The sequence below is a fragment of the Gordonia sp. OPL2 genome, assembly GCF_003797825.1.
Classification (GTDB): domain Bacteria; phylum Actinomycetota; class Actinomycetes; order Mycobacteriales; family Mycobacteriaceae; genus Gordonia.
The window spans coordinates 61,259-83,455 of sequence record NZ_RKME01000006.1; the positions used below are offsets into that span (position 1 = coordinate 61,259).

Below are 22,197 nucleotides of genomic sequence, written 5' to 3' on the forward strand. Positions count from 1 at the left end.
ATGCATTTCGACAGCCAGCCCGCCAATGCCTGGACGCCACCCGGTCCCGCCATGCTGTTCTGTCCGGCCGACCGGCCCGAGCGCTACCAGAAGGCACTGGACCGGTCCGACGTGGTCATCCTCGATCTCGAGGACGCCGTGTCCCCGGAGGACCGGGTAACCGCGCGTGAGGCCCTCGTCGCGAATCCCCTCGACCCGGACCGGACGATCGTGCGGATCAACCCAGCGGGCACGGGCGACTACCGGCGTGATCTGGCCGCGATCGGTGACACCAACTACCGGGTCGTGATGCAGGCCAAGGCCGAGGACGTGGACTCGATCATCGACACGGCCCTGCAGACCGTCGCCCTCATCGAGACGCCGCTCGGTGCCACGCGTGTCAACGACATCGCTGCGGCGGTGAACTGCATCGGGCTGATGTGGGGCGCCGAGGACCTCGTGGCCGGGCTCGGCGGCAAGTCCAGCAGGTTCGGGCCGAGTGAGGAACGTGCCGGGCAGTACCGGGATGTCGCACGGTGGGTGCGGTCGAGCGTCCGTATCGCCGCGGCCGCCCACGGCCGATTCGCCGTCGATTCGGTGCACCTCGACATCAATGACGTCGACGGCCTCGTCGCCGAGGTCCGGGACGCGGTCGCCCTGGGCTACACCGCCACCGCATGCATCCACCCGTCGCAGGTCGACCACATCCGGGCCGGGTACCGGCCGTCGGACGACGAGGTCGAATGGGCCCGACAGGTCGTCGACGGGTCGGCGGAACACAAGGGGGGAGTGTTCAGCATCGACGGCCAGATGATCGACGGACCGGTACTGCGGCAGGCCGAGGTCGTCCTGGCCCGCGCCGAGGCCCTGGAGAACGTCCCGGCAGGCGAGCCGGCCGCCGAGGCCTGAGGCGACCCATGGGTCGCCCTCAGCCGTTGCCGGAGTCGCCGACCCCGAATCCGTGACCGTAGTCCCGTGACCACCCGAGATGACCAAGACCGAGAAACCGGAGCGAGACCATGACCGAACCGGCGTACGCCCGCGGTGAGAACACCCCCGATCTGCTCACCGAGACGATCGGGGCGACCCTGGCGGCGACCGCCGCGTCCTACGGCGACAACGTCGCCCTCATCGACGCGGCCGCGGGGCGGCAGTGGACCTACACCGAGTTCCTGCGCGATGTGCGCGCACTGGCGGCAGGCCTGTACCGGTTGGGTGTCCGCCCGGGCGACCGTGTCGGGTTGTGGTCTCCCAACCGGTTCGAATGGGTGTTGACCCAGTACGCCACCGCCGAGATCGGCGCTGTCCTGGTCAATCTCAATCCCGCCTACCGTCAGAACGAGATCCAGTACGCACTCGCGCAGTCGGGGACGAGCGTCGTCCTCGCCGCCGAGCGATTCAAGGATTCCGCCTACACCTCGATGCTGGAGCAGGCGCGCCCGGACTGTCCCGACCTGCGTGAGGTGGTCCTCTTCGAATCCCCCGAGTGGACAGCGTTGCTCGCCGAGCCGACCGAATCGGAGGCGGCCGCGGTGGCCGAGATCGCCGCCTCGCTGTCGCCCGACGATGCGATCAACATCCAGTACACCTCGGGGACGACCGGATTCCCGAAGGGCGCGACGCTGTCCCACCGGAACATCGGCAACAACGGCTACCTCGTCGGGGAGCTCCTCGACTACACCGCGGCCGACCGGATCTGCCTGCCCGTGCCGTTCTATCACTGCTTCGGGATGGTGATGGGCAACCTCGCGGCGACCAGTCACGGTGCGGCGATGGTCATCCCGGCGCCGGCGTTCGATCCGGCGGCAACGCTGGCAGCGGTGTCGGAATACCGCTGCACCAGCCTGTACGGGGTGCCGACGATGTTCATCGCCGAGCTGGCCCTGCTCGACGAGCGTGGCGACGACCACGGCTTCGATCTGTCGTCCCTGCGTACGGGGATCATGGCCGGTTCACCCTGTCCCGAGCACGTGATGCGACAAGTCGTCGACCGTATGCACATGGGGCAGGTGTCGATCTGTTACGGCATGACCGAGACCTCCCCGGTGTCCACGCAGACGCGGGTCGACGACCCGCTCGAACTCCGCGTGGGTACCGTCGGCCGCGTCGGTCCGCACCTCGAGATCAAGGTCATCGACCCCGGCACCGGGGAAACGTTGCAGCGCGGCGACACCGGTGAGTTCTGCACCAAGGGCTACTCGGTGATGAAGGGATACTGGGACAACCCCGAGAAGACCGCAGAGGTGCTCGACGACGAGGGCTGGATGCGCACCGGTGATCTCGCGGTGATGGACGACAGCGGATACGTCCGGATCACCGGTCGCATCAAGGACATGGTGATCCGCGGCGGCGAGAACATCTACCCACGCGAGATCGAGGAGTTCCTCTACTCCCATCCGGACATCCTCGACGCGCAGGTGGTCGGCGTGCCCGACCCGAAATACGGTGAGGAGCTGATGGCGTGGGTCCGGTTGCGCGACGACGCAACCGATTTCACCGACGACGATCTGCGCGCGTTCGCCACCGGCAAGATCGCGCGCCACAAGATCCCACGCTATGTGCACGTCGTGAAGGAATTCCCCATGACGGTCACCGGCAAGGTCCGCAAGGTGCAGATGCGTGCCGAGGCCGTCGACATCCTCGGTCTCGACACCGGTGAGGACGGCAGCGAGAACGGAGCGGGTACCGGGCGATGAGCACAGACGCCGAGAATGCCGCTGCCACAACCCAGATCGAGGCGTTCGTCGAGTTGGCGCGTGGGCGGTCAGGCGAAGATCTCGCCGACTACGCACAGTTGTGGCAGTGGTCGGTGGACCGGCCCGCCGCGTTCTGGCGGGCACTGTGGGACTTCTATGATCTCGGCGAGATCGCGTCGACCGTCGACGATGCACCGATCGCCGACGATGCCGAGGTGCTCGCCGACCATGAGATGCCCGGTGCCCGATGGTTTCCGGGCGTGCGACTGAACTACGTCTCGGCGATTCTCCGCCGGTGCGACCGGCCCGGACCGGCCGTCGTCGGACTCGACGAGGACGGCGCCCGCACCGCCATCGGCTGGTCGGAGCTGCCGGGGCTGGTGACCGGATTCGCCCGTACCCTCACCGATCTGGGGGTCGGTGAGGGTGACGTCGTGGCCGCCTATCTGCCCGACGTCCCCGAGGCGGTCGTCGCGTTCCTCGGTACCGCCTACATCGGGGCGATCTGGTCGGGATGCGGCCAGGACTACGCCCCCGAGGGTGCGGCGGGCAGGCTCGCACAGTTGCGACCCAAGGTGCTGATCAGTGCCGCCGGATACCGCTACAACGGCAAGGACGTCGACAAGACGGCCGACAGCGCAGCGCTGGCCGCTCTGCTGCCCGAACTCGTCGCCCACGTCGTCGTCGGCGATCCGGGCCCGGCGGCCGGGCCCGCCCGCATCTCCTATGCCGACGCGGTCAGTGCAGACGGATCTGCGACGGCGCCCGCGCAGGTGCCGTTCGACCATCCGTTGTGGGTGCTGTTCAGTTCCGGGACCACGGGCCGGCCCAAGGGCATCGTGCACGGCCACGGCGGGGTCGTCGTCGAGCATCTGAAGGCCGGCGGACTGCACGGCGACCTGGGACCCGACGACGTGTTCTTCTGGCAGACGGCGCTGAGCTGGATGATGTGGAACTACCAGGTCGCCGGACTGCTCTGCGGGGCCCGGATCGTCTGCTACAGCGGGTCACCGCTGTCGCCCGACGCGGATCGGCTCTGGCAGATCGTGGAATCGGAGAACGTCACCTATTTCGGTACGAGTCCCGGTCAACTCCAGGCATCGCGGAAGGCCGGCCTCGTGCCCGGTCGTCAACACGACCTGTCGGCGTTGCGCACCCTGGGCAGCACCGGATCGACCCTGGCCGCCGACCTGTTCATTTGGGTCGACGACAACGTGAAACGCGGCCTGCCGATCTCGTCGATCAGCGGAGGAACCGATGTGGTCACCGCGTTCGCGGGCGGGTCGACCGGTGTCCCGGTGGTCGCGGGCGAGTTGTCGGTGCGCTACCTCGGTGTGGCCCTACAGAGCTGGGCTCCCGACCGCACGCCCCTCGTCGGCGAGGTGGGGGAGATGGTGATCACCGCTCCGATGCCGTCGATGCCCGTGTCCTTCTGGGACGATCCCGACGACGTCCGGTATCGGGCCGCCTACTTCGACCACGAATGGGCCGTCCCGTCGGACGTACCCGTCTGGCGGCACGGTGACTGGGTCACCGTGACCGATCGCGGTTCGCTGGTCATCCACGGCCGCAGCGACGCCACGCTCAACAGGCACGGGATCCGGATGGGATCGGCCGACATCTACGAGGTCGTCGAGGGGATCGACGAGATCGCCGAGGCGTTCGTCCTCGGCGTCGACGGACCGGACGGCGCGTACTGGATGCCGCTGTTCGTGACGCTCGTGCCGGATGCCACCCTCGACGACGACCTGCGGTCCCGTATCGCCGCCGAGGTACGTCGTCGGCTGTCACCGCGCCACGTGCCGGACGAGGTCATCGAGGCCCCCGGTATCCCGCACACCCGGACGGGCAAGAAACTCGAGGTGCCCGTCACGGGGATCCTCGCGGGACGATCCGAGGTCAGCATCGACCCCAGATCGGTCGACGACCACGGTCTCATCGAGTGGTACGCCGAGCAGGGGCGTGCCCACCATTGGCGCTGACCGAGCCATATCCGATCGGTTCTTCACTGCCGAGGTCATCGGCCCATTCCGGTGGATCCGCGCCGCAGGCGGGCGGGGACGGTCCGGGACATGTACTAGCGTGGGCGACGACACGAGCGCTCACCGTGGGGCGAAGGACGACTGAGCAGGAGATGCGATGACCTACCAACCGGGTTCCGGCCAGCAGGGATACGGGCAGTACGGCGGCTACTCACAGTCCGGCCAGCATGAGGGTGCCGGATACGGGCAGCAGAACTTCGGGGCCGAGGGCTCCGGACAGCAGCCCGCGTACGGCCAGCAGGGTTACGGCCAGCAGCCGGGGCAGCAGTATCCGCAGGGTTACGGCCAGCAGCCGGGACAGCAGTATCCGCAGGGCTATGGCCAGCAGCCGGGACAGCAGTATCCGCAGGGCTATGGCCAGCAGCCGGGACAGCAGTACCCACAGGGTTACGGTCAGCAGCCCGGCCAGCAGTACGGCTACACGGCACCGAAGCCCGCGAGCCAGGGGCTGCCCGCCAACATCGGTCAGCTGCTCGCGATCGCCGTCGGAGCCGTCGCGGCCGTCGACGCGATCACCAGCTTCTGGAACTTCGGGTCCTACCTCCCGTACCTCGCGTTCATCGCGGTCCTGGCCCTGCTGACCCTGCACCCGAAGATCGAGGCGATCTACGCGGTCCCGGTGATCGCGGCGGCAGCGGTCTCGACCGTCATCACCGACATCTACGCGGTGATCCACACTGCGTCGCAGGGCTCGGAGTTCGTCAAGAACTCGGGCGTCGACTACGCGCAACTGGCACTGACCATCATCGTCGCCGGTATCGCCGTGTTCTGGCTGGTCGTGGCGCTCGGACTGGTCAAGGTCGCGCCGGCAACGACCGGCGCCGCGACTGACGCGAGCGCATCGGTCGCCCCGCAGACGCAGGCACAGACCCAGACGCACGCCCAGACGCAGGCACCGACGACCGCGTTCGGCGACGCGCAGTCGAGCGCATACGGCGACGCGAGCGGTTACGGCTCCTCGGCGCTCGGTCGCCAGCCGACCTATGACCCCTCCGCGTACACACAGGTCCCGTCGCAGGGGCCGACGTCGTCCGCGGGTTACACGCCGTCGGCGGGCGCTGCCGACGCGGGTACGGCGCCGGGCGGATACGGATCCGAGCGCGTGACACAGGCCGGTGAGGCCGGGTCGGACGCCACCTCGGTGATCAAGAAACCCGAGCAGGGCTGACCCCCCTCACCTCCTCACCACGACGACACGAGCGTCACCGCCGGCGGGTGGATGGCTGGATGATCCAGACACTCCCATCTCTGCGGTGGCGCTCGTGTCGTCGGCGTAGGGGGCGCGTCCAGCGTGAGACACGAGGTGTGACGACCTCGGCCTGAGGCGTGTGTCGCTTTCTCCAGGTGTGTGCGGCGCGTCTGCCGTGTGTGACGGTTGTGGCGTGCCACGCTCGTAGCGATGCCCACGCCAACTGCTGAGAATCTCGCGTCGCGTCTCCGTCAGGTGCGGCGATCGAACCGTGCGCAACGGTCGGTGACCGACGGTTCGGCGCGTGAACTCGTGGTCGTGGCGTTCGCCGTACCCGTGATCACGATGGCTGTCCTGTTGGTGTCGGTCCTGGCGGTGCTGTTGTTCGCCGGCAGCGGTCTGGAGGGCCTCGCCACAGCCGTCGGGACGATATGGCTGGCCATTCACCAGGTACCGGTGACGATCAGCGGGGTGTCGGTGGGCGTGCTGCCGTTGCTGCCCACGCTCCTCGTCGCGGTCGGCACCGGACGGATGGCCGCCTCGGCGAGTGGTCCCGAGCGTTCCGCCTCCGAACTCGTCCCGGTGTTCTGCTCGGCATTGGGTGGCCCCCTGCTGATGACCGCGCTGTCGCTCGCGGTGGTGATGGACGGTATGTCGGTGCAACCGGTGCAGAGTCCGCCGGCGCTGCTGGCCTTCGGCTACACCCTCGGCATCCATGCCGCTGCCGCCGGCGCCTGGATCGCGTGGCGACGGCGCGACGATCTGTACGAGAGGTTCGCGATCACCGCGTCCGTGCGCCGTGGCGGTCGTGCCGGTGGCGTCGCGGTCACCGCGCTGCTCACCTGCGCGACCGTTCTCGTCATCGCCCGGCTGCTGCTGCGGTGGAGCCTCGTCGGGGACCTGATCGCCGGTGGCAACGACTTCGACGGCTACCTGGGCCTCACGGTGTTGTCGATCCTCTACCTGCCGAACGTCGTCGTCGCGAGCGCGGCCGTGCTCGTGGGTTCGGACGCGCACGTCGGAGGTACCACCGTCGACCTCACCGCCGTGCACGCCGGTCCGGTCCCGCCACTGCCGGTGCTCGGTGCGCTGCCCGACACCTCCGCCGGCCTCCCCGGGATCGTCGGCTTCCTGGTCCCCGTGCTCATCGCTCTGGCGGTCGCACTGCGCTGCCGCAACATCGACCCGCTCGCCAACGTCCGGTCCGTGACGGTCGCGGCGGCGGTCGCCGCATCGGTGATGGTCATACTCTGCGCCATGGCCGGTGGGGAACTCGGTGAGTTCGGCGGTGCCGGCGTCACGCTTCCGACGGCGGGAGTCTTCACCCTCGGGTGGATCGCGGTCGTCGGGCTGGTGGTGGCGCTGATCCACGCAGCCTTGCCGACGACACGGGCCGCACGCGAGACGGCCGGCGTCATCGTCGACGACGACCTGGACGATGACGGGTACGGCTACGACGACGATTACCTCACCGACGAGTACGACGAGTTCGACGCGGACGACTGGGACAACGAGTACGACGACGCCGACGACACCGATGCGGACTACGCCGACGACGAGTATTTCGACGACGAGAATTCCGACGACGTCGACCACCACGCCGACGCCCATGACGACCACTCGGACGAGGACGGCGCCAACCGGAGCCCGTCGGGCGGCCGCGTCCGATACGTCGACCGCGACCACGAAGATCTGCAGTACGACGACTCGACGATGACCGACGACATGCTCAATCCGTCCGACGAGGTGTCGTTCGCCGGTGAGGTCGCCGATCCGACCGGGCCCCGCGTCGGGCGCGACGAGGCCGACCGCCCCCTCGGCCGTCACTGAACCCGGTCGCCGATCGGCCCCGACGGCCCGGCCACCGCGACCGCCCACTAGGCTTCTGCAGTGTGAACGCAGTGTCGGCCGAAACTCCCGTGCCTGCGGTTCGCGTACCCATTGCGGTACTGGCGTCGGGGACCGGCTCGCTGCTCGAGGCACTGCTCGACCGCGCCGACGACGGCGCCCCTTTCGAGATCGCCGCAATCGTGGTCGACCGAGACTGCCGGGCCGCACAGATCGCGCGGGAGCGCGACATCTCGCTGATCGACTGCCGGATCGGCGACCACCCGGATCGCCCGGCGTGGGACTCGGCGCTCACCACCGCGGTGGCCGCAGTCGAACCGGCATGGGTGGTCACGGCGGGGTACATGAAAATCCTTGGGCAGGACTTCCTCTCACGATTCGGCGGCCGGATCGTCAACTCCCACCCGGCACTTCTGCCGTCGTTCCCCGGTGCGCACGGTGTCGCCGACGCACTCGACCACGGCGTGAAGATCACCGGGACGACGATCCATCTCGTCGATGCCGGCGTGGACACCGGGCCGATCCTCGCGCAGGAGCCGGTCGCGGTCCGTCCCGACGACACGGAGGCCTCCCTCCACGAACGAATCAAATCGGTGGAGCGTGTCCTGCTCGCCGACGTGGTGACGGCCCTCGTCACCAAAGGTGTAGTGATAGACGGACGAAAGGCCGACATCCCGTGAACGCACAGACCTCCGGCAGTGACCGCCGACCGATCCGGCGCGCACTCGTCAGCGTGTACGACAAGACCGGCCTCGCGGACCTCGCGACGGCGCTGAATGCCGCCGGGGTGGAGATCGTCTCCACCGGATCCACCGCGAAAACCATTGCCGATTCCGGTGTCCCGGTGATCGAGGTGTCCACCCTGACCGGCTTCCCGGAGTGCCTGGACGGGCGCGTCAAGACCCTGCACCCGAAGGTGCACGCGGGCATCCTCGCCGACAGTCGCAAGTCGAGCCACGTCGAGCAGCTCTCCGAACTGGGCATCGCCGCCTTCGATCTCGTGATCGTCAACCTGTACCCGTTCACCGAGACAGTCGCGTCGGGCGCGTCGCCGGACGAGTGCGTCGAACAGATCGACATCGGCGGACCGTCGATGGTCCGGGGTGCGGCGAAGAACCATCCGTCGGTCGCCGTCGTCGTCGATCCCGACGATTATCGTCTCGTGCGAGATGCCCTGTCCGCCGACGGTTTCTCGCTCACCGAGCGTAAGGCGCTGGCGGCCAAGGCGTTCCGTCACACCGCCGACTACGACGTCGCCGTGGCGTCCTGGATGTCGAGTGTGGTGGCGCCTCCGACCGATTCGGAGAACTTCCCGGACTGGATCGGTGCGACGTGGAACCGGTCGTCGGTGCTGCGTTACGGAGAGAACCCGCATCAGTCCGCCGCCCTCTACGTCAGCGAGAACGGTGGCGGGCTCGCCTCGGCCGAACAGCTGCACGGCAAGGAGATGAGCTACAACAACTACACCGACGCCGACGCCGCGTGGCGCAGCGCGCACGACTTCGACGCGCCCGCCGTTGCGATCATCAAGCACGCCAATCCGTGCGGGATCGCTGTCGGTACCGATATCGCCGAGGCGCACCGCAAGGCGCACGCCTGCGATCCGGTGAGCGCCTACGGTGGCGTCATCGCGGCCAATCGCGAGATCACCGTGGAGATGGCCGAGCAGGTCGCCGAGATCTTCACCGAGGTCATCATCGCGCCGGGGTTCGCCGATGGCGCGCTCTCGGTCCTGACCCGCAAGAAGAACGTTCGTGTGTTGACCGCCCCGGCGCCCCCGCGCCGTGGTGTCGAGACGAAGCCGATCTCTGGCGGGCTGCTCGTCCAGCAGCGCGACGTCCTCGACGCCGACGGCGACTCGCCGGCCAACTGGACCCTTGCGGCCGGCGCCCCCGCCGAGCCCGACGTCCTCGCAGATCTCGAATTCGCCTGGCGTGCTTGCCGTTCGGTGAAGTCCAATGCGATCCTCCTCGCCCACGACGGCGCGTCCGTCGGTGTCGGCATGGGACAGGTCAACCGGGTGGACTCCGCACACCTGGCCGTCACCCGTGCCGGCGAACGGGCGACCGGGAGCGTCGCCGCATCCGATGCGTTCTTCCCGTTCCCGGACGGGTTGCAGGTGTTGATCGCCGGTGGTGTGCGAGCGGTTGTGCAACCGGGCGGGTCGATCCGCGACAACGAGGTCATCGAGGCGGCATCCGAGGCAGGGGTGACGCTCTACCTGACCGGCGCACGACACTTTGCGCACTGACACCCTGACCCGCACCGCCGCCCTCGCACGGCCGTGAACCCGGCGGAGTTCGCCTTCCTGGTCGCCGCGGGGTTCGGCGCCGGGTTGATCGGTTACATCACCGGACTGGCGTCGGTGGTGAGTTATCCGGCACTGCTCGCCGTCGGTCTCAACCCGGTGATCGCGAACGTCACGAACACGGTGTCCCTCGTGGCGGTCGGGATCGGCAGCACCGCCCAGTCCGGACGCGTCCTCCTCGACGGTGACCGTCGTCGCCTGATCGGTGGTGTGATCGCGTCGCTCATCGGCGGCACCATCGGCGCCATCACGCTGTTACTCACGCCGCCGAACGCATTCGAGGCGATCGTGCCGTACCTCGTGGCGCTCGCCGCAGTCGCCCTGCTCATCCAGCCGATGTTGCGGCGGTGGGCGACGAGCCACGAGGACCGGCCATGGACGTGGCTCGTCAGCCTGGTCGTGATCTCGGTGTACGGCGGCTATTTCGGGGCCGGCGCGGGCATCATGGTCCTCGCGCTGATGCTGGTGCTCACCAACGAACCGCTCTGGCGTGCGGCGCTGTCGAAGTCGCTGTTCCTCGGTGTCGCGAACACCGTCGCCGCCGTCATCTTCATAATCTCGGCAGACGTCGACTGGTGGGCCGCGGTGGCGATGGCGATCGGGTGCCTGCTCGGTGGATGGTGCGGGCCACCGGTGGTCAAACGTCTTCCCGCCGAGCCCCTGCGCATCGTCGTCGGTATCGGCGGCCTCGGCCTCGCGGTCTGGCTCGCCCTGCGCTGAGCTCGCCCGACCCCGCGGATCCAACCCGCGGGAAGGTATCCGGATCAGCCGGCGCGCCCGCGGGTCAGTTTCTTCTCGGCCCAGGCCAGCAACCCGTTGAAGCCGACGCCGACGACGGCGACGGTGAGAATCCCGGCATACATCTGCGGGATCTGGAAGTTGAACTGACTGTTGCTGATCAGATAGCCCAGCCCGGCCTTCGCGCCGACGAGCTCGGTGGTGATGAGCACGACGATGGACGCCGCGCCGGCGAGTCGGATGCCGGTGAAGATGGTGGGCAGCGCGGCCGGGACGATCACCTTTTGGAAGAGGCGCGGCCCCGTCACGCCGAGGGATTCGACGGATCGGATGAGCAACGGATCGACGTTGCGTGCTCCGCTGATCGTGTTGTACAGCACCGGCCAGAAGCAGGCGTAGGTGATGATGGCGATCTTTGACGTCTCCCCGATGCCGAAGATCAGGACGAACACGGGGAGCAGGGCGACGGCGGCGGTGTTCAGGAAGACGGTGAACAGCGGGGTGAGGATCTCGCTCACGGTTTTGTAGTGGGCGATCAGGAGTCCGACGGGGACCGCGACCAGCACCGCGATCGTGAACCCGCTCAACGAGCGGATCAGGCTCGCACTGGTGTTGGTCCACAACTCGCCGCTGAGAATGAGATCCCATGCGGCGGCGAGCACCTCGGACAGCGGCGACAGGAATGTCTTGTCGACCCACCCGAAGGTGGGTGCGAGTTGCCACAGCGCGAGGAACGCGACGATCGCCGAGGATCGGACGGCAATCGCCCGCGCCCGCAGGGTCGCAGTCCGACCACGTCCGGGTTCGGCGCGCGGCGGCGGCGACGGTAGGGAACCTGGTTCCGCCACCGGGGTCTCGGTCACCGTGTCACGCGATTCGACTGTGCTGACCATCGTGGGTCACCTCTCTCGGTGTGATGTCGCCGGTCGACTCGAGGCCGACGGCCCGGGCGATCTCGTGATGGAGCAGTTCCCACACCTCGTGCCGGTAGCGAGTGAACGTGGGAGTGGACCGGATGTCGTTGCCGGCGAACCGGTCCCCGAGGTCGATCGGGAGAATGGTCTTGATCTGTCCGGGACGCGCCGACATCACCGCCACTCGCTGCCCGAGGTAGATCGCCTCCTCGATGCCGTGAGTGATGAACACGACGGTCGCTCCGGTGCGTTCCCAGATCCGCAACAACTCGATTTGCAGCAGCTCGCGCGTCTGCGCGTCGAGCGCGGCGTACGGTTCGTCCATCAGCAGGACCTTCGGCTCGTACGCGAGGCTTCTCGCGATGGCCACACGCTGGCGCATACCTCCCGACAACTCGTTCGGATAGCGGTCGCGGAACGAGTCGAGGCCGACGAGGTCGAGGACCTCGCGAGCTCGTGCCGCCCGGTCCTTCTTCTTCAGCCTCCCCTCGACCTCGAGGCCCAGTTCGACGTTGGCCTGCGCCGTGCGCCAGGGAAGGAGTGCATACTGCTGGAACACGATTCCGCGATCGAGGCCGGGCCCCGTGATCGGTTCGCCGTCGAGCTCGAGCGCTCCGGACGTCGGTGTCGTGAGCCCTCCGATGAGCTCGAGCAGGGTGGACTTGCCGCATCCGCTGGGGCCGACGAGGGTCAGGAACTCGCCGTCGGACACAGTGAGGTCGATGTCGCTCAGCGCGACGGTACGTCGTGCGGATTTCTCGTCGCCGAAGACCTTGCTGACACCTCGGATGGAGATCTTGGGTGGCCGTCCGTCCTGGGGTGACATCGCCGGTCAGTCCTTGCCCTGCTGGGTGAGCAGATCGTTGTACTCATTGGTGTAGAACGTGGAGGGCTCGAGCTTGTCGTCCACGCCGCCGGTGTCGCGCAGCCATCCCTCCCAGCGGGTGAAGTCGGTGTCGGAGATCTCGCCGTACTTGCTCGGCACGCCGACCGACAGCCAGTACTTCAGCGTGGAGGTGTTCTCGTTGGGGCGCTTTCGCGCGTTGATGATCTCGGTGAACTTGGCGACCACTGCCTCACGCGGGGTCGTGCGCTCCCATTCGAGTGCCTTTGCGACCCCGGTCGTGAACGTGCGGACGGCACCTTCGTTCTTGCCGATGAAATCATTGCGGAACACGTAGGGTCCGCCGTTGATCGGGCCGAAGGCCTCGGGCTCGGTGAAGACCGGCCGCACCCCGCCGGCGGCGACGGCACGCTGCTGGAACTGACCGGTCAGGGCGGCGGCGTCGATCTGGCCCTTGCGCAACGCATCCTCGATCGACGGCGGCGGCAGCGGGACCAGTTGCGCGGATTTGATCTGCTCGGTGCTCAGACCCTTGCCCTTGAGCACGGTATAGATGTCGGCCTCGTTCTGTCCGCCGAGCGTGTTGACGCCGATCTTCTTGCCCACCAGGTCCTCGGGCTTCTTGATGGAACTGCTGTCGAGGACGTAGTAGCCCGTGAAGGTCTTCTCGTCGGCGCCGTAATAGTTGATGACGGCCTTGATCGGCGCGCCGGCGGTGGCGAGCTTGGCGACCGCACCAGCGAATGCGCCTCCGAAGTCGGTCTCACCGGTGGCGGTCTGCTGGATTTCCTGCGGACCGCTGATCGTGTTGCCCACCCATTGCAGTTTGACCTTGCCGTCGAAATAACCGAGGGCCTCGGCCAGTTCGGGCGGAGTGACCTGTTGGGACCAGCCCTGGTAGCGCAGGGTGGTGACACCGTTCTCGCTCGCCGCTTCCGACGAGCACGCCGTCAGTGTCCCGACGCCGACGACGAGTGCCGTCACGATCGATACGGTGGCGCGAATACTCGCTGTTCGCAAGAGTTGTTCCTTCCATGAGGCACAGCTCATGCTGGTGCCGTGAAGTGGTGACGGGCCGTGTGGCCGGCGGCGGAGTCCGTGTGGTGGAGCCGAATCCGGACAGGTGAGCGACGCCGGGCGTCTCACGGCAACGTAGGCGACCCGCATGCCCTACTGCGAGGCTTTGGATCGCGCTGATCGAATCATCGTGACCGAAAGATTCGGACTCCGCCGCGATCTGTGATGACGTGTCCGGACATGGGAAAGTTCCCTACGGGACTGTGCGAGAGGATGTTTCACCGGATGCCACAACACCTGTATCTCAACGCCTTCGTGATGGGGGTCGGACACCACGAGGCCGCGTGGCGGCATCCGCGCACCGATCGTCACCGCCTCCTCGATGTGGATCATTTCGTGGAACTGGGTCGGATCGCCGAACGTGGCAGGCTCGATTCGATCTTTCTCGCCGACATCCTCGCGGTAGGGCCGAACATCGCGAGGAACACGCCGTCGGTCTTCGAACCACTGACTCTGCTGAGTGCCGTGGCCACGCACACCCGACACGTCGGGCTGATTGCGACGGCCTCGACGACGTACAACAGTCCGTACTCGCTCGCGCGCGCTTTCAATTCGCTCGAACACATCAGTGGCGGGCGTGTGGGGTGGAACATCGTCACCTCTGCCCAGGCCGACGAGGCCCGGAACTTCGGCGGCCCCGACACGCCCGATCACTCCGATCGTTATGCCCGCGCCGAGGAGTTCGTCGACGTCGTCGTCAAGCTCTGGGAGAGCTGGGACTCCGATGCCCTGGTGCTCGATGTGGAGGACGCCGTCTTCGCTGACCCGGCCCGGGTCCACACGCTCGATCACGAAGGAGAGCACTTCCGGGTCCGCGGTCCGCTCAACTCCCCGCGGTCCCCGCAGGGAAGGCCGGTCCTGGTGCAAGCCGGTTCCTCGGATGCCGGCAAGGAGCTCGCCGCCCGGGTCGCCGAGGTCGTGTTCACCGCACAGCGCAGCATCGCCGACGCCCGTGTGTTCTATGACGACCTGAAGTCGCGGGCGGTGCGGCACGGGCGGCGGGCCTCCGACATCAAGATCCTGCCGGGGATCGTGCCCTACATCGCCGACACCGAGCAGCGTGCACGGGAACTCGAACAAGAGTTCACCGACCTCATCTCGCCCGACTACGCTTTGCGTCAGCTGTCGGCGGTGTTCGGGACCGACCTCACCGGTCTGGCGCTCGACGACCGCCTTCCCGAGCTGCCGCCGGAGTCCGAGATCGAGGGCCAGAAGAGTCGGTCCACCCTGGTGCGTCACCTCGCCACGGAGGAGGACCTGACCGTCCGTGGGCTGCTCGGTCGACTCGGCGGGGGACGTGGTCACCGATCGATCGCGGGCACGCCGGAGCAGATCGCCGATGATCTCATCGCCTGGGCGGACGCCGGCGGGGCCGACGGCTTCAACATCATGCCTCCCTACCTGCCGGGCGGCCTGGAAGACTTTGTCGACCAGGTCGTCCCGATCCTGCAGCGGCGCGGCGTGTTCCGGACCGACTACTCGGCGCAGACGCTGGCCGGGAATTACGGTATCGGCGGACACGGTGCGGGTGACCGCTCCGTCCTCGGTGGCGTCGCAACCGCCCTCGGATGACCTCGCTCGGCGATCGCGGCCGTGTCGAGCACACCGACGACGGTGTGCCGATCGCCGATCTCGGTGCGCGGCCGCTGCGGTCGCTCGCGTCCACTGTGTACCTCCCGGCGGCAGCCTATGGGATCGGGCAGGGGGCCGCCGCGCCCGTCATGGTTCTCACCGCACTCGACATGGGTGCGAGCGGTGCGGTGGCGGGACTGACGGTTGCGGTGGTGGGCCTCGGCCAGGTGCTGGGCGACATGGGATCCGGTCAGATCGTCGCTCGGCTCGGTGAGCGGCGATCGATCATCCTGGCGAGCGCGGTCGCCGTGTGCGGTGTTCTGCTCTGCATCGTCGCCCAGACGATCGCGATGTTGTGTGGCGGGATCCTCGCTGTCGGCCTGGCGAACGCCGTGTGGGGCTTGGCGAGACAGAACTACCTGTCGCTGGCTGTCCCGTTCGCCTGGCGTGCCCGCGCGATGTCACTGTTCGGCGGTTCTATGCGCCTCGGGTTCTTCCTCGGTCCCGTCGTCGGGGCGGGGGCCATCGCCCTGGGCGGTGTCCGCGGCGGATTCGTCGTCCAGCTGGTCGCGGTGGTGGTCGCCGGGCTGCTCATGGTGCGTCTTCCAGATCCCGACGGAGCGCAGCGGTCGGATTCCGCGGTGGGTCTGGCGACGACACTTTCGCGGCATCGGCGGCTTCTCGCCACGCTGGGCATGGGCTCGCTACTGCTCGGAATCGCCCGTGCGGCGCGGGACTCCACCCTTCCGCTATGGACCGATCACCTCGGATTGTCGGCCGCGACAGCAAGTCTCGTCTTCGCCCTCGGTGCGGGCGTCGACGTCCTGTGCGCCTATCCGGCCGGACACCTGATGGACCGATTCGGCCGGACCTTCGTCGCGATCCCGTCGATCCTCGTGCTGGCACTGGCCTATCTGCTCGTCCCGTTCACCGGATCACTGGTCACGCTGGCGGCGGTCTCGGTGGTGCTCGGAATCGGCAGCGGGTTCGGGAACGGGGTGATCATGACCGTGGGCGCCGACGTGGCCCCCGCGAACGGGCGGGCGGAGTTCCTCGCCGTGTGGCGGTTGTCGCACGACGCCGGGTTCCTCCTCGGCCCCTTGTCGATCGCGGGACTCGCCGCGATCGCGCCACTCGCGGCAGCCGTGTTCGCCGCCGCTGGGTTGTCGGCGGCCGGTGCGTTCCTCCTCGCACGATATGTGCCGAAATACACATCGGCGACGAGCTTCGCGTCACGCTGAGGAAAAGTCTGGCTGTACGGTTGACCGGCCGCTAGACATTGCTGGTGACTTTGTTTGTCGACATCACGCCCGAGGAAGCCGGTGGCAGGCGGCCCGGCGCCCCACGCGTGACGGGGGATTCGCGTCTGCGTTCGCTGGCGACGCGGGTGGGCCTCCCGCTCCTGTCGGTGGTCGTCTTCCTCCTTGTGTGGCAGCTGATCGCGATCAGTGGCATCTGGAGTGAGACCTTCGTGCCTCGCCTGGGTACCGTCTGGCAGGCCTTCATCGACATGTCCACGACCCACGACGGTGTGCGCGGCTATGCCGACTACTACTGGTGGGAACACCTCTACATGACGTTGCGGCGCGTGTTCGCCGGCGTCGTGATCGGCGTTGTCGCAGGGGTTCTGCTCGGCCTTGCGATGGGGACGATCGGCTGGCTGCGACGTCTCCTGGAGCCGTGGCTGACCTTCCTGCGGGCGCTGCCCCCGCTGGCGTACTTCTTCCTGCTGGTCATCTGGCTCGGTATCGATGAGGCTCCGAAGATCACCTTGCTCGCCCTCGCGGCGCTGCCACCCGCCGCCGTCGCCACCACGACCGCGGTCAGCGCGGCCCCGGTCAGCCTGATCGAGGCGGCCCGGGCGTTGGGTGCGTCGCGACGTGAGGTGGTCCGCGACGTCGTCGTCCCGTCGGCGCTGCCGGAGACCTTCACGGGAATCCGCCTGTCCGTCGGCATCGCCTATTCCTCGGTGGTCGCCGCCGAACTCTTCAACGGCATTCCCGGCATCGGTGGCGTGGTGAAAGACGCCAGCAACTACAACAACACACCTGTCGTCCTGGTCGGCATCATCGCCATCGGTCTGTCCGGACTGATCATCGACGGCATCCTTCGGGTAATCGAGCACCGTGTGGTGCCCTGGCGCGGAAAGGTCTGATACCGCAATGACAATCAACCGTACGAATGACCGTTCGAGAGCACGCCGGCTGAGCTCGGTGTTCGGCATCATCGCCGCGCTGGTCATGGTCATCGCCGGCTGCTCGGTGGACAATTCGGGGTCCGACGACAGCAGACCCACGATCCGCCTCGCCTACCAGTCGTTCCCGAGCGGTGATCTCATCGTCAAGAACAACCGCTGGCTCGAGGAAGCGTTGCCGGACTACAACATCAAGTGGACCAAGTTCGACTCCGGCGCCGACATCAACACCGCCTTCGTCGCCAAGGAGGTCGACTTCGCGGCCATCGGTTCCAGCCCGGTTGCGCGCGGTCTCTCTGCGCCGCTGAACATCCCGTACCAGGTGGCCTTCGTCCTCGACGTCGCGGGCGACAACGAGGCGTTGGTGGCGCGTAATGGCACCGGGATCAACACCGTCGCCGACCTGAAGGGCAAGCGGGTCGCCACGGCCTTCGCCTCCACCGCGCACTACAGTCTGCTCGCCGCGCTCAATCAGGCGGGCGTGAATCCCAAGGACGTCAACCTGATCGACCTGCAGCCGCAGGCATCGCTCGCCGCCTGGCAGCGTGGCGATGTCGACGCCGTCTACACCTGGCTCCCGACCCTGGACGAGCTCCGCAAGACGGGCAAGACGATCATCGCCAGCCGTGAACTCGCCACCGCGGGCAAGCCGACGTTGGATCTCGGTGTCGTGTCGTCGTCCTTCGCGACCGAACATCCGGAGGCCGTGGACAAGTGGCGTGAGGTCCAGGCCCGGGCCCTCACCCTCATCAAGGACGATCCGAACGCAGCTGCCCAGGCGATCGCAGCGCAACTCGGGACCACCCCCGAGGATGCGGCTGACCAGCTCGAGCAGGGGACATACCTGACCGTGGCCGAACTGACCTCGCCGACCTGGCTGGGCACCGAGGGCAATCCCGGCAATGTCGCCGAGAACCTGTACAGCGCAGCGGAGTTCCTCGCCGAGCAGCAGCAGATCCCGTCCGCGCCGCCGCTGGACACCTTCCAGAAGGCCATCTACACCAAGGGATTGCCCGGTGTCGTCGAACAGCAGTGATGCCCGCATCGTCGAGGCCGATCGCCCCGCCGCAGGTCCCGACCTGCGTGGTGCCATCGCATTGCGCAACGTGTCGCAGACCTACGGCCAGGGCGCGGGTGCGGTGACCGCGGTCGGCCCGGTCGACCTCGACATCCCGCCGGGGGAGTTCCTCGTGCTGGTGGGTGCGTCGGGCTGCGGCAAATCCACCCTGCTGCGCCTCATCGCCGGATTCGAGTCCGCGACAGTCGGCGACGTCGAGGTCTCCGGGGGACAGCCGCTGCCCGGCCTCACCTCCGGCGTCGTCTTCCAGCAGCCGCGGCTGTTCCCGTGGAAGACGGTGGGCGGCAACGTTGATCTGGCCCTGCGCTATGCACGGGTGCCCAAGGATCGACGCGCTGCGCGCCGCGACGAACTCCTCGCGCGGGTGGGTCTCGACGACACCGCCGACCGTCGTATCTGGGAGATATCCGGCGGACAGCAACAGCGCGTGGCCATCGCGCGGGCGCTGGCGGCGGAGACCTCGCTCCTGCTGCTCGACGAACCGTTCGCCGCGCTGGACGCGCTCACCCGGGAACGGCTGCAGGAGGATCTGCGCTCGGTGAGTACAGACCTGGGGCGCACCAACGTGTTCGTCACGCACAGTGCCGACGAGGCGGCCTTCCTGGGCAGCCGGATCGTCGTGCTGACCAGGCGGCCCGGACGAGTGGCGCTCGACATCCCGTCACCCCTCCCGCGTGCCGGTGTCAGTGCCGACGAACTCCGGGGCTCGCCGGAGTATGCGGCGTTGCGCGCCGAGGTGGGTGCGGCGGTCAAGGAGGCCGCAGCAGCCTGACGGGTCGGCACGGTCCCCCGCTCCGGACCTTCGACGGTGTGGGACGGCCGCCGGGCCGTGGAGACCGAGTCGGAGGTGTTTTCCTCACCGTGCGGCTAACCCTGTCCGCCACGGCGTCCGCCGGTTACAAAGTACGGGTGACCTCCTCCGCATCGCCTGCTCAGCGCCTCGGCCGCATGTCGCCGTCCGCAGCACGCGCCGGCGGGGGAGTCGGTCGGGTCGGGTACCTCCCCTCCCGGCAGATGACGGCCCACTCGATGAACTGGTCGGACGGATCGCACCACGGCTCACCGCCCGCAGCGCCCGGACCCCGCCCTGCTCGTATCGATCCACGAAGGAACCGTCATGACCATCACCTCTCACCCCGTCTCCGCTCCTGAGTTCACCGCCGGTGGCGGCCTCGTCTCCTCCGGGATCGTCTCCTCCGGTGTCGAACTCGACGTCGACGAGTTCGGTCCGCATTTCGGTGCCGAGATCCGCGGTGTCGATGTCGCGTCGTCATCGGACGACGAGGTGCGTGCCATCCGTCAGGCGCTGGTCGATTACAAGGTCGTCGTCCTGCGCGATCAGCACATCGACGACGCCGCACACATCGAGTTCGGCCGTCGTCTCGGCGATCTCACGGCCGGTCATCCGGTGTGGAACAGCGGAGACGTCCCGGGCGAGGTCTACGCGCTCGACAGCTCCGACGACGGTTTCGCCGACGTGTGGCACACCGATGTCACGTTCATGCCGCGTCCGCCGATGGGGTCGATCCTGCGTCCGATCGTGTTGCCCCGCAACGGCGGTGACACCAACTGGGCCGATGCCGAGCTCGCCTATCTCTCGCTGTCCGAGCCGGTCCGCCGTCTGGTCGACGAGCTGACGGCCGTCCACGACGGCAACCGCGCCTTCGGCTACTACCTCAAGCAGCGCCGAGGTGGTCGTGGAAACACTTGGGACGGGGAGGAAGTCACCGAACTGGTGCCGGTCTCGCACCCCGTCGTCCGAGTGCACCCGGAAACGGGACGCAAGTCCCTCTTCGTGAACCCGGGCTTCACCTCGCACATCGAGGGGGTGTCGGAGGCGGAGAGCAGGGGAATCCTGGACCTCCTGTACGCGCACATCACGAAGCCCGAGCACATCGTCCGGCATCGATGGCGTCTCGGCGACATCGTCATGTGGGACAACCGGAACACCCTGCACTACGCGAATCGCGACTACGGCGACACCCGCCGCGTCATGCATCGCATCACGCTGCGTGGTGACGAACCGCTCGGCCCCGCCTGATCTCACACCCGGTTCGACTCTCGTCCCCCGGTTGACCGCCGCTCGCCCTCTCGCGAGCGACGTGGACGACCGGGGGACGAACTCGTCGACGGGCCGCTGCCGGCATCGTATTCAACCAAAGGGTTGACAACGGGCGCGCGACGGCGCAGAGTCTTATTCAACCGAACGGTTGAGGAGGACGACGTGGCCGACGAGCTGTCCAAGATGTTCGCCGCCCTGGCGGACCCGACGCGGCGCGACTTGGTCGCCCGGTTGGCGGTGTCCGACGCGACGGTGGGTCAGCTGGCCGAGCCGTACGACGTCAGCCTCCAGGCGGTGTCCAAGCACCTCAAGGTGCTCGAGGACGCCGGCCTGGTGACCCGAACCCGGGAGGCCCAGACCCGCCCGGTCCATCTGGAAGCGGAGGTGTTCGACCTCATGACCAAGTGGATCGAGCGTTACCGCAGGCAGGCCGAGGAGCGCTACCAACGCCTCGACGCTTTGCTCGCGGAGATGAACGACGGCCCCGCGGCACACCGTCGCGAGGACGAGAAACCGCGAAAGAAAGGAAAGGCGTCATGAGTGCAGTGCAGACCCGCTATCCCGAGGCCGCGATCGAGGCCGACAAGGATGTGCCCATCATCCGCATCACCCGCGACTTCCGGGGCACCCCGGCTCAGCTGCTGAAGGCTCACACGGACCCGGAACTGTTCATCCGGTGGGTGGGGCCGTCGGCGATCACCAGCCGCATCATCGACTGGGACGTCCGCGACGGTGGCAGCTGGCGCTACGTCAGCGAGCACGACGGCCAGGAGTACGGCTTCCGGGGGTGTTTCCACACGGTCTCCGAGGACAAGATCGTGCAGACCTTCACCTTCGAGGGGATGCCCGACCAGGTCGCACTCGAGTCACTGTGGTTCGAGGACCTCGGCGACGGGAACACCCGGCTGCACGCACAGTCGTTGTGTGACAGCTTCGAGGCCCGCGATGGGTGGCTCGCGTCCGGCATGGAGGTCGGTGTCAACGAGGGCTACGCCGCGCTCGACGACCTCCTCGGCTCGGGCGAGGTCTGATCCGATGACCGAGTCGATCGTCGACCTGTCGCCGGCCGACCGTCATCGCGCCGTGTCCGAGGGGTTCGCCGAACAGGTTGCCGCCGTGTCGGAGTGGGACGCCCCGACGCCGGTCGACGGGTGGGTGGCGCGTGACGTCGTCGCCCACCTCGTCGAGTGGTTCCCCGGCTTCCTCGCCGGCGGGGGAGTGACTCTGCCGGCGGGACCGGACGTCGCCGACGACCCCGTCGCCGCCTGGCGTGCCCACTCCGCAGCGGTCCAGGACCTGCTCGACGGCCCGTCGGCCGACGACACCTTCACCCATCCGATGGCGGGGGAGCACCGGCTCGCCGATGCTGTCGACCGGTTCTACACCGCCGACGTGTTCATGCACACCTGGGACCTCGCTGCTGCCGCCGGTCGTCCGTCGGGCCTCGACCCGACGTTCGCCGGGCAACTGCTCGACGGCATGGTCGGCATGGAGGAACTGTTGCGATCATCGGGACAGTACGGCGCCGCGGTGCCGGTACCCGACGACGCCGATCCGGTGGTCCGGCTTGCCGGGTTCATCGGCCGTGACCCGGCATGGGCCCCGCGTGCGGGCCGACCAGTGCGCCGCTGAGAGCGATCCGCCTCCGGGCCGAGG

The 22,197-nt window shown here is 67.8% G+C and carries 20 protein-coding genes; 17 read left to right on the forward strand and 3 right to left on the reverse strand.

Annotated elements, in window-relative coordinates:
- The 8 genes from EEB19_RS08365 (at position 1) to EEB19_RS08400 (ending at position 10,782) form a co-directional block, all read left to right on the forward strand.
- Positions 1-888 carry a CoA ester lyase gene (locus EEB19_RS08365; protein WP_187585061.1) on the forward strand — a complete coding sequence of 296 codons (888 nt, stop codon included), beginning with the start codon at positions 1-3 and terminating at the stop codon, positions 886-888.
- Between the two features lie 110 nt (positions 889-998).
- Positions 999-2,675: an AMP-binding protein gene (locus EEB19_RS08370; protein WP_187585063.1), complete on the forward strand. Its 1,677-nt coding sequence runs from the start codon at positions 999-1,001 to the stop codon at positions 2,673-2,675.
- Positions 2,672-4,657, forward strand: a complete 1,986-nt coding sequence (locus EEB19_RS08375; RefSeq protein WP_187585065.1) for an acetoacetate--CoA ligase — start codon at positions 2,672-2,674, stop codon at positions 4,655-4,657. Before EEB19_RS08370 ends, EEB19_RS08375 begins: the two co-directional genes overlap by 4 nt.
- A 157-nt stretch (positions 4,658-4,814) precedes the next feature.
- Positions 4,815-5,885, forward strand: a complete 1,071-nt coding sequence (locus EEB19_RS08380) for a hypothetical protein (RefSeq protein ID WP_187585067.1) — start codon at positions 4,815-4,817, stop codon at positions 5,883-5,885.
- A gap of 231 nt (positions 5,886-6,116) precedes the next feature.
- Positions 6,117-7,736, forward strand: coding sequence for a DUF6350 family protein (locus EEB19_RS08385; protein ID WP_187585069.1), 1,620 nt, complete (start codon positions 6,117-6,119; stop codon positions 7,734-7,736).
- A 62-nt stretch (positions 7,737-7,798) separates the two neighbouring features.
- Positions 7,799-8,434 carry a phosphoribosylglycinamide formyltransferase gene (gene purN, locus EEB19_RS08390; RefSeq protein WP_262365521.1) on the forward strand — a complete coding sequence of 212 codons (636 nt, stop codon included), beginning with the start codon at positions 7,799-7,801 and terminating at the stop codon, positions 8,432-8,434.
- Entirely contained in the window at positions 8,431-10,005 is a 1,575-nt protein-coding gene (purH, locus tag EEB19_RS08395; protein WP_187585071.1) for a bifunctional phosphoribosylaminoimidazolecarboxamide formyltransferase/IMP cyclohydrolase, read from the forward strand. The genes purN and purH overlap by 4 nt, the downstream gene beginning before the upstream one ends.
- Positions 10,006-10,038: 33 nt before the next feature.
- On the forward strand, positions 10,039-10,782 hold the full coding sequence (locus tag EEB19_RS08400; protein WP_187585073.1) for a sulfite exporter TauE/SafE family protein: 744 nt from the start codon (positions 10,039-10,041) through the stop codon (positions 10,780-10,782).
- Positions 10,783-10,826: 44 nt separating this feature from the next.
- Here EEB19_RS08400 and EEB19_RS08405 read toward each other — a convergent pair whose 3' ends face one another.
- Genes EEB19_RS08405 through EEB19_RS08415 form a run of 3 tightly spaced genes read right to left on the reverse strand, consistent with a single transcriptional unit; the run spans position 10,827 to position 13,542 of the window.
- Positions 10,827-11,693 carry an ABC transporter permease gene (locus tag EEB19_RS08405; RefSeq protein WP_187585075.1) on the reverse strand — a complete coding sequence of 289 codons (867 nt, stop codon included), beginning with the start codon at positions 11,691-11,693 and terminating at the stop codon, positions 10,827-10,829.
- Complete coding sequence (locus EEB19_RS08410; RefSeq protein ID WP_187585077.1) at positions 11,668-12,540, reverse strand: ABC transporter ATP-binding protein; 873 nt, start codon at positions 12,538-12,540, stop codon at positions 11,668-11,670. The genes EEB19_RS08405 and EEB19_RS08410 overlap by 26 nt, the downstream gene beginning before the upstream one ends.
- A gap of 6 nt (positions 12,541-12,546) precedes the next feature.
- Entirely contained in the window at positions 12,547-13,542 is a 996-nt protein-coding gene (locus EEB19_RS08415; protein ID WP_262365522.1) for an ABC transporter substrate-binding protein, read from the reverse strand.
- 318 nt (positions 13,543-13,860) lie between these two features.
- Here EEB19_RS08415 and EEB19_RS08420 point away from each other — a divergent pair, with 318 nt between their 5' ends.
- The 9 genes from EEB19_RS08420 to EEB19_RS08460 all read left to right on the forward strand — a co-directional run bounded on the left by EEB19_RS08420 (position 13,861) and on the right by EEB19_RS08460 (position 22,173).
- Positions 13,861-15,207 carry an LLM class flavin-dependent oxidoreductase gene (locus tag EEB19_RS08420; protein ID WP_187585081.1) on the forward strand — a complete coding sequence of 449 codons (1,347 nt, stop codon included), beginning with the start codon at positions 13,861-13,863 and terminating at the stop codon, positions 15,205-15,207.
- On the forward strand, positions 15,204-16,448 hold the full coding sequence (locus EEB19_RS08425; RefSeq protein WP_187585083.1) for an MFS transporter: 1,245 nt from the start codon (positions 15,204-15,206) through the stop codon (positions 16,446-16,448). Before EEB19_RS08420 ends, EEB19_RS08425 begins: the two co-directional genes overlap by 4 nt.
- Positions 16,449-16,492: 44 nt before the next feature.
- Positions 16,493-17,362 (forward strand): ABC transporter permease, encoded by an 870-nt coding sequence (locus EEB19_RS08430; protein WP_187585085.1) that lies wholly within the window; start codon positions 16,493-16,495, stop codon positions 17,360-17,362.
- A gap of 7 nt (positions 17,363-17,369) precedes the next feature.
- Complete coding sequence (locus tag EEB19_RS08435) at positions 17,370-18,437, forward strand: ABC transporter substrate-binding protein (RefSeq protein WP_187585087.1); 1,068 nt, start codon at positions 17,370-17,372, stop codon at positions 18,435-18,437.
- 7 nt (positions 18,438-18,444) lie between these two features.
- On the forward strand, positions 18,445-19,251 hold the full coding sequence (locus EEB19_RS08440; RefSeq protein WP_262365531.1) for an ABC transporter ATP-binding protein: 807 nt from the start codon (positions 18,445-18,447) through the stop codon (positions 19,249-19,251).
- Between the two features lie 345 nt (positions 19,252-19,596).
- Positions 19,597-20,520 carry a TauD/TfdA family dioxygenase gene (locus EEB19_RS08445; RefSeq protein ID WP_187585091.1) on the forward strand — a complete coding sequence of 308 codons (924 nt, stop codon included), beginning with the start codon at positions 19,597-19,599 and terminating at the stop codon, positions 20,518-20,520.
- A 183-nt stretch (positions 20,521-20,703) separates the two neighbouring features.
- Entirely contained in the window at positions 20,704-21,081 is a 378-nt protein-coding gene (locus EEB19_RS08450) for a helix-turn-helix transcriptional regulator (protein WP_187585093.1), read from the forward strand.
- The gene (locus EEB19_RS08455; RefSeq protein WP_187585095.1) at positions 21,078-21,572 is read left to right on the forward strand and encodes an SRPBCC family protein; all 495 of its coding nucleotides are present in this window, start codon (positions 21,078-21,080) and stop codon (positions 21,570-21,572) included. The genes EEB19_RS08450 and EEB19_RS08455 overlap by 4 nt, the downstream gene beginning before the upstream one ends.
- A 4-nt stretch (positions 21,573-21,576) precedes the next feature.
- A complete protein-coding gene (locus EEB19_RS08460) occupies positions 21,577-22,173 on the forward strand; it encodes a maleylpyruvate isomerase family mycothiol-dependent enzyme (RefSeq protein WP_187585097.1) in 597 nt (198 codons plus the stop codon).
- The last annotated feature ends 24 nt before the right edge of the window (positions 22,174-22,197 follow it).

Excerpts from the sequence above, each read along its gene's own strand:
- EEB19_RS08405 (WP_187585075.1), bottom strand. The coding sequence starts at position 11,693 with ATGGTCAGCACAGTCGAATCGCGTGACACGGTGACCGAGACCCCGGTG.
- EEB19_RS08385 (WP_187585069.1), top strand. The coding sequence starts at position 6,117 with ATGCCCACGCCAACTGCTGAGAATCTCGCGTCGCGTCTCCGTCAGGTG.
- EEB19_RS08455 (WP_187585095.1), top strand. The coding sequence starts at position 21,078 with ATGAGTGCAGTGCAGACCCGCTATCCCGAGGCCGCGATCGAGGCCGAC.
- EEB19_RS08460 (WP_187585097.1), top strand. The coding sequence starts at position 21,577 with ATGACCGAGTCGATCGTCGACCTGTCGCCGGCCGACCGTCATCGCGCC.
- EEB19_RS08365 (WP_187585061.1), top strand. The coding sequence starts at position 1 with ATGCATTTCGACAGCCAGCCCGCCAATGCCTGGACGCCACCCGGTCCC.
- EEB19_RS08420 (WP_187585081.1), top strand. The coding sequence starts at position 13,861 with ATGCCACAACACCTGTATCTCAACGCCTTCGTGATGGGGGTCGGACAC.
- EEB19_RS08425 (WP_187585083.1), top strand. The coding sequence starts at position 15,204 with ATGACCTCGCTCGGCGATCGCGGCCGTGTCGAGCACACCGACGACGGT.
- EEB19_RS08435 (WP_187585087.1), top strand. The coding sequence starts at position 17,370 with ATGACAATCAACCGTACGAATGACCGTTCGAGAGCACGCCGGCTGAGC.
- EEB19_RS08380 (WP_187585067.1), top strand. The coding sequence starts at position 4,815 with ATGACCTACCAACCGGGTTCCGGCCAGCAGGGATACGGGCAGTACGGC.
- EEB19_RS08375 (WP_187585065.1), top strand. The coding sequence starts at position 2,672 with ATGAGCACAGACGCCGAGAATGCCGCTGCCACAACCCAGATCGAGGCG.
- EEB19_RS08410 (WP_187585077.1), bottom strand. The coding sequence starts at position 12,540 with ATGTCACCCCAGGACGGACGGCCACCCAAGATCTCCATCCGAGGTGTC.
- EEB19_RS08445 (WP_187585091.1), top strand. The coding sequence starts at position 19,597 with ATGACCATCACCTCTCACCCCGTCTCCGCTCCTGAGTTCACCGCCGGT.
- EEB19_RS08370 (WP_187585063.1), top strand. The coding sequence starts at position 999 with ATGACCGAACCGGCGTACGCCCGCGGTGAGAACACCCCCGATCTGCTC.